Raw genomic sequence first — 12,322 nt, 5'->3', positions numbered from 1 at the left:
TGCGGCAGAAATCGGCGACGCAGCATTGGGAACGTCAAGGCGATGTCAGCCCATGCGCGCACACTGCCCGCATGTTGGATCTCGTCCTGCCGTTGGAGTGCGGTGGCTGTGGGGCGCCGTCGACCCGGTGGTGCCCGTCCTGCGCGGCGCAGCTGGCCGTCGCCGACGACGAGCCACACCTCATCACCCCGCGAACCGATCCGGGGGTCCCGGTGTTCGCGTTGGGCCGTCACGCCGGGGTGCGCCGACGCGCGATCGTCGCGGCCAAAGAACATGGCCGCACCGATCTGATCGCACCGCTGGCCGGTGCGCTGCACGCCGGTCTCCTGCGGCTGCTCACCTGGGGCATCGTCGGGGGTTTCGACGGCACTCGACTCGCCGTGGTGCCGGCGCCCACCCGGATCACCGCAGCACGCCGCCGCGGCGGTGATCCGGTCGGCCGGATCGCGGTGGCGGCCGCGGCCGCCCTGCCCGGCGTGGAGGTCGTGCCCGCATTGCGGTTGCGGCCATGGGTCCGCGACTCGGTGGGTCTGTCGGGTGCGGCGCGACAGCGCAACATCGCCGGGCGGGTGCGTCTGGTCAAGCCGATCGCAGGCGAAGTGGTGCTCGTCGACGACATCGTCACCACCGGCGCGACGGCGGCCGAGTCGGTGCGCATGCTTGCCCGCGCCGGCGCCGACGTGTCCGCGGTGCTGGCCATCGCCCATGCGTGAGGGGGTCGATCGTGTCGCTGCGATCAAACCCAAATGAAGAACTGAAAACACGTATTTGAAATGAGTGGCACGAGTGGGTGAACACGGACTACCGTCGGCAGCAACCACCCGTGAACACCTCACGGCGGCGCTCCTCACCACAGCGCCACTTCACCGCAAAACGGTAGGAGGTGAGTCCCCGACACCTTGCGCCGATGGGTGGAGCAAACATTTTTCGGCCCATCGCCGCGATTCGTTGAGATGTCCGGCACGCACACTGCGTGTGACAACTGAGAGAAACGAGTTGCCGAGTATGTCAACCCATTCCCCGGATTCAAGCGCCACCATGGTGGTCGATCGCGACGACGTCGCCGACACCACCCCGGCGCCGAACGCAGAGGTTGTGGTCAAGGGACGCAACGTCGAAGTTCCCGATCACTTCCGGATCTACGTTTCGGAAAAGTTGTCGCGTCTGGAGCGGTTCGACCGCACCATCTACCTGTTCGACGTCGAGCTCGACCACGAACGCAACCGCCGTCAACGCAAAAACTGCCAGCACGTCGAGATCACGGCCCGCGGCCGTGGCCCGGTGGTGCGGGGCGAGGCCTGCGCCGACAGTTTCTATGCCGCGCTGGAGGCCGCGGCCGGCAAACTGGAGAGCCGGCTGCGCAAGAGCAAGGACCGCCGCAAGATCCACTACGGCGACAAAACCCCGGTCTCGTTGTCGGAGGCCACCGCACACGAGACGCCGTTTGACACCCAGCCGGTGTCCGACGAGGCCGCCCCGGCCCACGACACTCAAGACGAGCATGAGCCGGGCCGCATCGTGCGGATCAAGGAACACCCAGCGAAACCGATGACCGTCGATGACGCCCTCTACGAGATGGAGCTGGTCGGACACGATTTCTTCCTGTTCCACGACAAAGAGAGCGATCGACCGTCGGTGGTCTACCGCCGTCACGCCTACGACTACGGATTGATCCGGCTGGCCTGACCGGCAGCTGATGCGAAGACGCACCCCGGAGCGATCCGGGGTGCGTTTTCGACTTCGGCGGTGACTACAGCCGGTGACTACCACCAGCGGCTTCGGCGGGTCACCTACGATGGAGCTCAACTAAGCCCGTGCGATCCCGCTCACGGGATCCATCGAACCCACAGGGGAAATAGCGTGCTGTCGAAGTTGCTCCGTCTCGGTGAAGGCCGCATGGTCAAGCGCCTCAAGAAGGTCGCCGACTATGTCGACTCCCTGTCCGACGACATGGAGAAGCTCTCGGACGCCGAGCTGCGAGCCAAGACCGACGAGTTCAAGAAGCGCATCGCCGATGGTGAAGACCTCGACGACCTGCTGCCCGAGGCGTTCGCCGTCGCCCGCGAGGCCGCCTGGCGCGTGCTGAGCCAGAAGCACTTCGAAGTCCAGATCATGGGTGGTGCCGCCCTGCACTTCGGCAACGTCGCGGAGATGAAGACCGGTGAGGGCAAGACGCTGACCGCGGTGCTGCCGGCCTACCTCAACGCATTGAGCGGCAAGGGCGTGCACGTCGTCACGGTCAACGACTACCTGGCCAAACGTGACAGTGAGTGGATGGGCCGCGTGCACCGGTTCCTCGGCCTGGACGTCGGCGTCATCCTCTCGGGCCTGACCCCCGAAGAGCGCAGGACGGCGTACGCCGCCGACATCACCTACGGCACCAACAACGAGTTCGGTTTCGACTATCTGCGCGACAACATGGCGCACTCCACCGAAGACATGGTGCAGCGTGGCCACAACTTCGCGATCGTGGACGAGGTCGACTCGATCCTGATCGACGAGGCCCGTACCCCGCTGATCATCTCCGGCCCGGCCGACGGCGCCTCCAACTGGTACAGCGAGTTCGCCCGGCTGGCCCCGTTGATGGAGAAGGACGTCCACTACGAGGTCGACATCCGTAAGCGCACCATCGGTGTGCACGAGGTCGGCGTGGAGTTCGTCGAAGATCAGCTCGGCATCGACAACCTGTACGAGGCCGCGAACTCGCCCCTGGTCAGCTACCTCAACAACGCCATCAAGGCCAAGGAGCTGTTCCAGCGCGACAAGGACTACATCGTCCGTGACGGCGAGGTGCTGATCGTCGACGAGTTCACCGGTCGCGTGCTGTTGGGTCGCCGCTACAACGAGGGCATGCACCAGGCGATCGAGGCCAAGGAACACGTCGAGATCAAGGCCGAGAACCAGACCCTGGCCACTATCACCCTGCAGAACTACTTCCGGCTCTACAACAAGCTGTCCGGCATGACCGGTACGGCCGAGACCGAGGCCGCCGAGCTGCACGAGATCTACAAGCTGGGTGTGGTGCCGATCCCGACCAACAAGCCGATGGTTCGTCAGGACCAGTCCGACCTGATCTACAAGACCGAGGAAGCCAAGTACATCGCGGTCGTCGACGACGTGTCCGAGCGGTACGAGAAGGGCCAGCCGGTCCTGATCGGCACCACCAGCGTCGAGCGTTCCGAGTACCTGTCGCGGCAGTTCACCAAGCGCAAGATCCCGCACAACGTGCTCAACGCGAAGTATCACGAGCAGGAGGCGAACATCATCGCCGAGGCCGGGCGGCTCGGCGCCATCACGGTCGCCACCAACATGGCCGGTCGCGGTACCGACATCGTGCTCGGCGGCAACGTCGACTTCCTGGCCGACAAGCGACTGCGGCAGAAGGGTCTGGACCCGGTCGAGACGCCCGAGGAATACGAGGCGGCCTGGGACGACACCGTCAACACCATCAAGCAAGAGGCTTCCAAGGAAGCCGAGAAGGTCGTCGAGGCCGGCGGCCTCTACGTGCTGGGCACCGAGCGGCACGAGTCGCGTCGTATCGACAACCAGCTGCGCGGCCGGTCGGGCCGCCAGGGTGACCCGGGTGAGTCCCGGTTCTACCTGTCGCTGGGTGACGAGTTGATGCGACGGTTCAACGGCGCCACGCTGGAGTCGCTGTTGACGCGGCTCAACCTGCCCGACGACGTGCCGATCGAGGCCAAGATGGTGACCCGCGCGATCAAGAGCGCGCAGACCCAGGTCGAGCAGCAGAACTTCGAGGTCCGCAAGAACGTCCTCAAGTACGACGAGGTGATGAATCAGCAGCGCAAGGTTATCTACAAGGAACGCCGGATGATCCTGGAGGGGGAGAACCTTCAGAAGCAGGCTCACGACATGCTCGTCGACGTCATCACCGCCTATGTCGACGGCGCCACCGCCGAGGGGTATGCCGAGGACTGGGACCTGGGCAAGCTGTGGGAGGCGCTCAAGACGCTGTATCCGGTCGGGATCGACCACCACGACCTGGTCGATTCCGACGCCGTCGGGGAGGCCGGTGAGCTGACCCGCGACGAGTTGCTGGACGCGCTGATCAAAGACGCCGAGCGGGCCTACGCCGAGCGCGAGAAGCAGCTCGAAGAGCTGGCCGGTGAGGGCGCCATGCGTCAGCTGGAGCGCAACGTCCTGCTCAACGTGATCGACCGCAAGTGGCGGGAACACCTCTACGAGATGGACTACCTCAAGGAGGGCATCGGCCTGCGAGCGATGGCGCAGCGCGATCCGCTGGTCGAGTACCAGCGCGAGGGCTACGACATGTTCGTCGGCATGCTCGACGCACTCAAGGAGGAGTCGGTCGGCTTCCTGTTCAACGTTCAGGTCGAGGCGGCTCCGGCCCCCAGCGCTCAAGTCGCACCGGTGGCCGCGCCCAGCGGGCTTGCGGAATTCGCCGCGGCCGCGGCGGCTCAGGCCGGTGGTGGAACGGCCGGCGACGCCGAGTCGGGTGCGGTGGCCACCAAGGAGCGGCCGGCGGCACCGGCGTTGCGCGCCAAGGGAATCGACAACGAGGCCCCGCCGCTCACCTACACCGGCCCGGCCGAGGATGGCAGTGCCGAGGTGCAGCGCTCCGGTGGCGGCGGGCGGCATTCCGCGCCGTCCGGCGGCACCCGGCGCGAGCGGCGCGAAGCGGCCCGCAAGCAGGCCAAGGCCGGCCGTCCGTCGAAGTCGCACCGCAAGGGCTAACCGAGCTGTAGCGCGGTGAGTTGCCAACGGCCACTGCGCAATTCGACACGGCCGGCGACGGCGTGTACGCGGGTCCCGCGGGTGTAGGTGGCAAAGACCTCCGCTGCGTGTGCCGAGTGCGCCGGGCGCAGTCCGACCCGGCGCAGGCTCGCCGTGGTCGGCTGCCGCGACTTGGTGGCCGAGACGATCGCGTCGATCAGCAGTTGGCTCATCAACGACTTCAGTTGTCCCGGTGGGCGACGGCGGTCGACGACCTCAAGGACCCGTCGCAATGCCATGTCGGCGAACTGCGCGGCGCCGGCGTGCACGTGGGTTTCCGGTTCGGCCTCGATCAACCGCAACCGACGGGCGGTGCTTCGGTGCAGCACGGTCGGTGCCGGACACGCCGGTGTGGCCGAGACCGGGACACCGGCGGCGTCGAGCGGTACCGCCGGCGGCTCGCAGTCGATCACGGGGGCGGTCAGCGGCAGGCGCACGGAGCACGGCTCCGAGTCCGATTGCGCGGTGAGATTCGGGGTGGGCAAGAGCAGCCTCCAGCGGTCGGCGTGACGGGGCGACATCTGCTGGAGAGGTGCAGATTTATCCATGATGACATGGGTTCGGCGGGGGTCTGAGCACCGATCTCGGCCTCCACCTGGCGTGGGTTTCGGCCCCAAATTGACGCGCGGGACCACCCGTGATGCGCGCGGACCGAATCGCCGGTTAACGTGACGAGGTTGGCCGGGCAATCAGGGGAGGTTGGCGCCGCATGGTGAGCAGACTGTCGGCGTCCGACGCAGCGTTCTTTCACTTGGAGAACACTGCGACCCCGATGTATGTCGGGTCGTTGGCGATCCTGCGTAAGCCGCGCGCCGGCTTGAGCTACGAGACCCTCTTGGAGACCGTCGAGCGCCGTCTGCCACAGATCCCGCGCTACCGGCAGAAGGTCCGCGAGGTGACTCTCGGCCTGGCCCGGCCGGTGTGGGTGGACGACCGGGACTTCGACATCACCTACCACATCCGGCGCTCGGCGCTACCGTCTCCGGGCAGCGATGCGCAACTGCACGATCTCATCGCCCGCCTGGGTTCCCGGCCGTTGGACAGGACCCGTCCGCTGTGGGAGATGTATCTGGTCGAGGGGCTGGCCAAGAACCGGATGGCGATCTACACCAAGACCCATCAGGCGCTGGTGAACGGGATGACCGCGCTCGAGATCGGTCATGTGATCGTCGATCGCACGCAGAAGCCGCCCGAGTTCGGTGAGGACATCTGGATTCCGGCTCGCGAACCCAGTGACCGCCAACTGGTGCTCGGCGCCGTCGGGGAGTGGATCACCCGGCCCACCAGCCAGCTGGCCGCCCTGCGGGACACGGTGACCGAGGTGGCCACCAGTGCCAGCGAGTTGGCGGCGGTGGGCCGGCGGGTTGCCGACGTGGCGCGGACGGTGGCGCGCGGCACCGCGCCCAGCAGCCCGCTGAACACCCGGGTTTCGCGTAACCGCAGGTTCTCGGTGGACCACCATCGGTTGGAGGACTACCGGCTGGTGCGGGCCCGCTACCACTGCGACATCAACGACGTCGTGCTGGCGGTCGTGGCCGGCGCGCTGCGCAACTGGCTGCTGTCGCGCGGGGAGCCGGTCACGCCGAGCACCACGGTGCGGGCGATGGCGCCCATGTCGGTGTATCCCGACGTCGAACTGGACTCCGCGGGCCCCGGGCAGGCCATCAGTGAGGTATCGCCGTTCCTGGTCGACCTTCCGGTGGGCGAGGGCAACGCGGTGGTGCGGTTGTCACAGATCGCCCACGCCACCGAATCGCACTCGTCGGCGGCCAGTCTGGTCGATGCGCGCACCATCGTGACACTGTCCGGATTCGCGCCTCCGACGTTGCACGCCATGGGTATTCGCGTGGCCACCGGATTCTCGGCGCGGCTGTTCAATTTGCTGATCACCAACGTGCCCGGGGCGCAGAAGCAGATGTACATTGCGGGCACCAAACTGCTCGAGACCTACGCGGTGCCGCCGCTGCTGCACAACCAGGTCCTGGCAATCGGCGTCACGTCGTACAACGGCATGCTGTACTTCGGCATCAACGCCGACCGCGATGCCATGAGCGATGTCGAGGTGTTGCCGAGCCTGCTGCGCGAATCGCTGGACGAACTGCTGGACGCGGCCAAGTAGCGGCGGCTGACACGCTGCTGGCAAACACCGGCAGATATTTGACCTGGGCCACGGTTCGGGGTCTGATGAATTCACCATGGCCGCTGAGATACGAAAAAGCAGATCCGACAAGCACACGCACGAAGTCAAGAAAACAACAGAGAAGGCGCTGAAGTCGCCGACAGGCGATGTCGTGCCGCATCACCCCGTGCTCGACGTACCGGTCGAGCAAAAGGCCTACACGCGCCGCGCGGGCGTCGACTGGGTGGTGTTCGGCGTCACCGCCGCGATCGCGGTGGCATTCCTGGTCTGGGGATTCGTCAGTACCGACTCGCTGGCAACCGCGTCGGCCAATGCGCTGAGTTGGGTGATGGCCGACGTCGGATGGTTGTTCGTCCTGACCGCGTCGGGATTCGTGGTGTTCGTGATCTGGCTGGCAATGAGTCGTTACGGCAACATCCCGTTGGGGCGTGACGACGACGAGCCGGAGTTTCGCACGGTGTCGTGGGTGGCGATGATGTTCAGCGCCGGCATGGGGATCGGCCTGATGTTCTTCGGGGTGTCCGAGCCGCTGTCACACTTCGCCTCTCCGCCGCCGCGCACCGGAGGGCCGGGCAACCCCGCCGCCGCCGAGACGGCCATGGCCACCACGATGTTCCACTGGACGCTGCACCCGTGGGCCATCTATGCCGTCGTCGGCCTGACCATCGCCTACGGCGTCTACCGCAAGGGCAGGCTGCAGTTGGTCAGCGCGGCATTCGAGCCGTTGCTGGGTAAGCGGGTCAACGGGCCGTGGGGCAAGGTGATCGACATGCTGGCGATCTTCGCCACGTTGTTCGGGTCGGCTGCCTCACTTGGCCTGGGCGCCTTGCAGATCCGCAGCGGCCTGCAGATCGTCGCCGGCGTGGGCGAGGTGGGAAACGGCATATTGATCGGTGTCATCACGATCCTGACCGTCGCATTCGTGCTGTCCGCGGTCTCGGGTGTGGCCCGCGGTATTCAGTGGCTGTCCAACATCAACATGGTGCTGGCGTTGGCGATGGCGCTGTTCATCTTCCTGGTCGGCCCGACGATGTTCATGCTGAACATGATTCCGACGGCGATCGGCAGCTACGTGGACCAGCTGGCGCAGATGGCGGCCCGGACCGGTGCCGAGGGCCCGGTCGTCAGCGCCTGGTTGCAGGACTGGACCATCTTCTACTGGGCGTGGTGGATCTCCTGGACCCCCTTCGTCGGCATGTTCATCGCCCGGATTTCCCGTGGCCGCACCATCCGGCAGTTCGTGACGGGGGTGCTGCTGGTGCCCAGCGTGGTCTCGGTCGTCTGGTTCTGTGTGTTCGGTGGGGCCGCGATCTTCGAGCAGCAGAACGGGGTGGACCTGGCCGGCATGGGCAGTCAGGAACGGCAGTTGTTCAGCCTGCTCGGCGAGTATCCGATCGCGACGGTCACCAGCGTCGTGGTGATGATCCTGGTCGCCATCTTCTTCGTCTCGGGTGCCGATGCCGCGTCGATCGTGATGGGCTCGCTGTCCGAGCGCGGCACCATCAAACCGACCCGGCCCACGGTGATCTTCTGGGGCGTGGCCACCGGTGCCGTGGCGGCGGTCATGCTGCTGGTCGGGGGAGCCGACGCGCTGAACGGCCTGCAGTCCATCACCATCATCGTCGCGGTGCCGTTCGTGCTGGTGATGATCGGGTTGGCGGTGGCGCTCGTGCGTGACCTGCGCCGGGATCCCATGGTGGTCCGTCGCGAATATGCGCTGGAGGCGGTCAACAGCGCAGTGGTCTCCGGGGTCACCCAACACGGCGACGATTTCGTCATCGCGGTGGAGAAGGATCCGAACGCCGATCGCGTCGAAGACGAAAAGGAGACCGGCGCCGGTTAATCTCGCGGGGTGCGCGTCTACATTCCGACGACCCTGGTCGCCCTGCAGCAGCTGGTTGCCGACCGTCAACTGTTCGTCGTGAACGGGACGGCCTTCGCGGTCACCCCGACGCTGCGCGAGGCCTATGCCGAAGGTGACGACGACGAGCTCGCCGAGGTGGCGTTGCGCGACGCCGCACTGGCCTCGTTGCGGCTGCTGGCCGGAGTGCCGCCGGATGCGGGTCTGCCGCCGCGGCGCGCGGTGGTGGTGGCCGACACGGGCGCAGACATCCAGGTGACCGTGCGCCCTGACCTCGATGACGCCGTGGTGCGGCTGTCAGGCCCGGTGCCGATCGACGCCGTCGTCGCGGTGTACGTCGACAACGCTGACGCCGAGCAGGCGGTGCTGGCCGCGGTCGATGTCATCGATGAGGCCGATCTCGGCGACGAGGACGCGGAGTTGACCGTCGGCGATGCCCAGGACCACGACCTGGCCTGGTATGCGCCTCAGGAACTGCCGTTCTTGCTCGAACTGCTCTGAACGCCTGACCGGCGAGCGCCGACGTACGACTGGCTACGAGGCAGTAACCTACGGTACCGTAGGTTCATGGCCAAGAACTCCATCAAGGTCTCGGCCAATGTGGCCGATACGGTGCGTCCCACCATCGCCGGTGCTGAGCGACGTCCGGGTTGGCATGCCTTGCGCCGGATCGTGGGGCAGGTGACCACGCCGCTCCTGCCCGACGATTACCTCAAGTTGGCCAATCCGTTGTGGTCGGCGCGCGAGCTGCGCGGCCGGGTGGTCGAGGTGCGTCGGGAAACCGCCGATTCCGCGACGCTGGTGATCAAGCCGGGGTGGGGATTCTCGTTCGACTATCAGCCGGGCCAGTACATCGGTATCGGCGTGCTGATGGACGGGCGCTGGCGGTGGCGGTCGTATTCGTTGACCTCGACGCCCGAGCGCGCTGCCGGAGCTGGGGCGCGCACCATCGCGATCACGGTCAAGGCGATGCCCGAAGGTTTCCTCTCCACGCACCTGGTCGACGGATTGCGGCCCGGCACGGTGGTCCGGTTGGCCGCGCCGCAGGGCAATTTCGTGATGCCGGATCCGGCCCCGGCGTCGGTGTTGTTCCTCACGGCCGGTTCGGGCATCACCCCGGTGATGTCGATGCTGCGCACCTTGGTGCGCCGCGGTCAGATCACCGACATCGTCCATGTGCATTCGGCGCCAACGGAATCCGACGTGATGTTCGCCGCGGAGCTGGCCGAGCTGCACGAGGCCCACCCCGGGTATCGGCTGTTGTTGCGCAGCACCCGCACCGAGGGTCGGCTGAATCTCTCGCACCTCGACGACATCGTCGCCGACTGGCGCGTCCGGCAGGCCTGGGCGTGCGGGCCGGAGGGGATGCTCAACGACGCCGAGCGGGTCTGGGCGGCGGCCGGGATCGTCGACAACCTGCATCTGGAACGGTTCGCCGTGTCGCGGGCTGCCCCGCACGGCGCTGGGGGCACGGTGACGTTCGAGCGCAGCGGCAAGGAGGTCGCCGTCGACGGCGCGACGCCGTTGATGGACGCCGGTGAGCAGGTCGGCGTGCGGATGCCGTTCGGCTGCCGGATGGGTATCTGCCAGTCGTGTGTGGTGGGTCTCGTCGACGGGCACGTTCGGGACCTGCGGACCGGTGTCGAGCACGATCCCGGCAGCCGGATTCAGACCTGTGTTTCGGCGGCTTCCGGCGACTGTGTTCTGGACGTCTAGACTTTACTGACTGGTAACCTACGGAGTCGTAGGTTACGCTACCGTAGGTAAAAGAGAGGAGGCTGACGATGGCAATTACCGACGTTCCCGCATTCGCGCATCTGACCGATGCCGACATCGAGAACCTGGGCATAGAACTCGATGCGATCCGGCAAGACATCGAAGACTCCCGCGGTGAGCGCGACGCGCGCTACATCCGCCGTACCATCGCGGCGCAACGTGCGCTCGACGTCGCCGGCCGCGTCATGCTCGCGGCGAGCTCGAAGCGTTCCGCCTGGTGGGCCGGAACCGTCACTCTGGGCGTGGCCAAGATCATCGAGAACATGGAGATCGGCCACAACGTCATGCACGGCCAGTGGGACTGGATGAACGATCCCGAGATTCACTCCTCGTCGTGGGAGTGGGACATGAGCGGGGCGTCCAAGCACTGGCGGTTCACCCACAACTTCATGCACCACAAGTACACGAACATCCTCGGGATGGATGACGACGTGGGCTACGGCGTCATCCGCGTCACCCGCGATGCCAAGTGGAAGCCGTTCAACCTCTACGGCAATCTGCTGTTCAACACCCTTCTCGCCATCGGTTTCGAGTGGGGCGTGGGGCTGCAGCACCTGGAGCTCGGCAAGATCTTCAAAGGCCGCGACAACCGCAACGCCACCCTGATCCGCATGCGTGAGTTCGGCGTCAAGGCCGGACACCAGCTGGCCAAGGACTACGTGGTGTGGCCGGCGCTGACGTCACTGTCGCCGGGTGCGACCTTCAAGTCGACGCTGAAGGCCAACGCGGTGGCGAACGTGATCCGCAACGTGTGGGCCAACGCGGTGATCTTCTGCGGCCATTTCCCTGATGGCGCAGAGAAATTCACCAAGACCGATATGATCGGTGAGAGCCGCGGACAGTGGTATCTGCGCCAGATGCTGGGCAGCGCCAACTTCGACAACGGCCCGGTGCTGGCCTTCATGAGCGGCAACCTGTGCCATCAGATCGAGCATCACCTGTTCCCGGATCTGCCGAGCAATCGGTACGCCGAGATCGCGGTCCGGGTGCGGGCCCTGTGCGACAAGTACGACCTGCCCTACACGACGGGTCCCTTCTTGGTGCAGTACGGGAAGACCTGGCGCACCATCGCCAAACTGTCTCTGCCCGACCGGTTCCTGAAGGACACGGCCGACAACGCGCCGGAAACCCGCAGCGAGCGGATGTTCACCGAGCTCGACGGATACGGTGTCACCGACCCGGCCACCGGGCGTCGCCGCGGCCTGAAGACCGCCATCGAGACGGTCCGCGGCTGGCGTCGCAAGTAGCTCCTCGAACGTGAGCCTGTTGTCGAGAATCCGCGGAGAAATCGACAACAAGCTCACGTTCGACGCACAGCTTCCTGGCAGCCGGCGCTCATACGCTTCTGCTCGTGAAGAAGTTGCTCGTGGCTGTGGTGCTGGGTGTTTCGGCGCTTCCGGTGGGCGTTCTGGCCACCGGCGTCGCCGCAGCCGATGACTATGCCGGCCAGAAGTATTCCGATGTGCAGTCGGAACTGGCCGACGCCGGGATGAAAGGCGTGGTGGCTTCCCGGTCGGGCGATTCAGTGTCCGACGACGACTGCGTGGTGACCCACGCCGAGAAGGCGCACTGGCACAAGGGCGACGATTTCAAGCCCGTCACCGACACCGAACTACTCAACCTCAACTGCAACGCCGGGGTGGCCACCGCCAAGACCCCGGGCAATTCGGCCGCGAGCCCCGAGGGCCGTGCGGCCATGGCGGCGGCCAAGCAGGAACAGCAACAGCAACAGCAACAGCAGGCCGCCGCCGAGGCCAAGTCCAAGCACTGACCCCCCACCTGCGCGAGCG

At 66.1% G+C, this 12,322-nt stretch carries 10 protein-coding genes; 9 read left to right on the top strand and 1 reads right to left on the bottom strand.

Going from position 1 to position 12,322, the window contains the following annotated elements:
• Positions 1 to 71 precede the first annotated feature (71 nt).
• The 3 genes from A5699_RS16045 (at position 72) to secA (ending at position 4,716) form a co-directional block, all read left to right on the top strand.
• Entirely contained in the window at positions 72 to 713 is a 642-nt protein-coding gene (locus A5699_RS16045) for a ComF family protein (protein ID WP_067770927.1), read from the top strand.
• A 325-nt stretch (positions 714 to 1,038) separates the two neighbouring features.
• Positions 1,039 to 1,686, top strand: a complete 648-nt coding sequence (hpf, locus tag A5699_RS16040; protein ID WP_197508307.1) for a ribosome hibernation-promoting factor, HPF/YfiA family — start codon at positions 1,039 to 1,041, stop codon at positions 1,684 to 1,686.
• Between the two features lie 174 nt (positions 1,687 to 1,860).
• Entirely contained in the window at positions 1,861 to 4,716 is a 2,856-nt protein-coding gene (secA, locus tag A5699_RS16035) for a preprotein translocase subunit SecA (RefSeq protein WP_067770923.1), read from the top strand.
• On the opposite strand, the gene A5699_RS16030 is transcribed toward secA, so the two are convergent.
• Positions 4,713 to 5,240, bottom strand: coding sequence for an Rv3235 family protein (locus A5699_RS16030; RefSeq protein ID WP_067771006.1), 528 nt, complete (start codon positions 5,238 to 5,240; stop codon positions 4,713 to 4,715). The two genes, secA and A5699_RS16030, sit on opposite strands and share 4 nt — an antisense overlap.
• A gap of 224 nt (positions 5,241 to 5,464) precedes the next feature.
• Here A5699_RS16030 and A5699_RS16025 point away from each other — a divergent pair, with 224 nt between their 5' ends.
• The 6 genes from A5699_RS16025 to A5699_RS16000 all read left to right on the top strand — a co-directional run bounded on the left by A5699_RS16025 (position 5,465) and on the right by A5699_RS16000 (position 12,303).
• Positions 5,465 to 6,874 (top strand): wax ester/triacylglycerol synthase family O-acyltransferase, encoded by a 1,410-nt coding sequence (locus tag A5699_RS16025; protein WP_067770920.1) that lies wholly within the window; start codon positions 5,465 to 5,467, stop codon positions 6,872 to 6,874.
• 76 nt (positions 6,875 to 6,950) lie between these two features.
• A complete protein-coding gene (locus A5699_RS16020) occupies positions 6,951 to 8,738 on the top strand; it encodes a BCCT family transporter (protein ID WP_067770919.1) in 1,788 nt (595 codons plus the stop codon).
• A gap of 9 nt (positions 8,739 to 8,747) precedes the next feature.
• Entirely contained in the window at positions 8,748 to 9,257 is a 510-nt protein-coding gene (locus A5699_RS16015; RefSeq protein ID WP_067770917.1) for a hypothetical protein, read from the top strand.
• A gap of 66 nt (positions 9,258 to 9,323) precedes the next feature.
• On the top strand, positions 9,324 to 10,472 hold the full coding sequence (locus A5699_RS16010; RefSeq protein WP_067770916.1) for a ferredoxin reductase: 1,149 nt from the start codon (positions 9,324 to 9,326) through the stop codon (positions 10,470 to 10,472).
• 68 nt (positions 10,473 to 10,540) lie between these two features.
• Complete coding sequence (locus A5699_RS16005) at positions 10,541 to 11,779, top strand: fatty acid desaturase (protein ID WP_067770915.1); 1,239 nt, start codon at positions 10,541 to 10,543, stop codon at positions 11,777 to 11,779.
• Between the two features lie 104 nt (positions 11,780 to 11,883).
• On the top strand, positions 11,884 to 12,303 hold the full coding sequence (locus tag A5699_RS16000; RefSeq protein WP_067770913.1) for a hypothetical protein: 420 nt from the start codon (positions 11,884 to 11,886) through the stop codon (positions 12,301 to 12,303).
• The last annotated feature ends 19 nt before the right edge of the window (positions 12,304 to 12,322 follow it).

The organism is Mycobacterium sp. E802, assembly GCF_001666875.1.
Lineage (GTDB): Bacteria > Actinomycetota > Actinomycetes > Mycobacteriales > Mycobacteriaceae > Mycobacterium.
The sequence above is the reverse complement of the archived record's forward strand: the minus strand, read 5'-3'. Positions and strand labels throughout refer to the sequence as shown.

What these genes read in the sequence shown, in the direction of transcription:
- A5699_RS16045 (WP_067770927.1), top strand. Translation starts at nt 72, where the DNA reads ATGTTGGATCTCGTCCTGCCGTTGGAGTGCGGTGGCTGTGGGGCGCCG.
- hpf (WP_197508307.1), top strand. Translation starts at nt 1,039, where the DNA reads ATGGTGGTCGATCGCGACGACGTCGCCGACACCACCCCGGCGCCGAAC.
- A5699_RS16025 (WP_067770920.1), top strand. Translation starts at nt 5,465, where the DNA reads ATGGTGAGCAGACTGTCGGCGTCCGACGCAGCGTTCTTTCACTTGGAG.
- A5699_RS16020 (WP_067770919.1), top strand. Translation starts at nt 6,951, where the DNA reads ATGGCCGCTGAGATACGAAAAAGCAGATCCGACAAGCACACGCACGAA.
- A5699_RS16010 (WP_067770916.1), top strand. Translation starts at nt 9,324, where the DNA reads ATGGCCAAGAACTCCATCAAGGTCTCGGCCAATGTGGCCGATACGGTG.
- A5699_RS16005 (WP_067770915.1), top strand. Translation starts at nt 10,541, where the DNA reads ATGGCAATTACCGACGTTCCCGCATTCGCGCATCTGACCGATGCCGAC.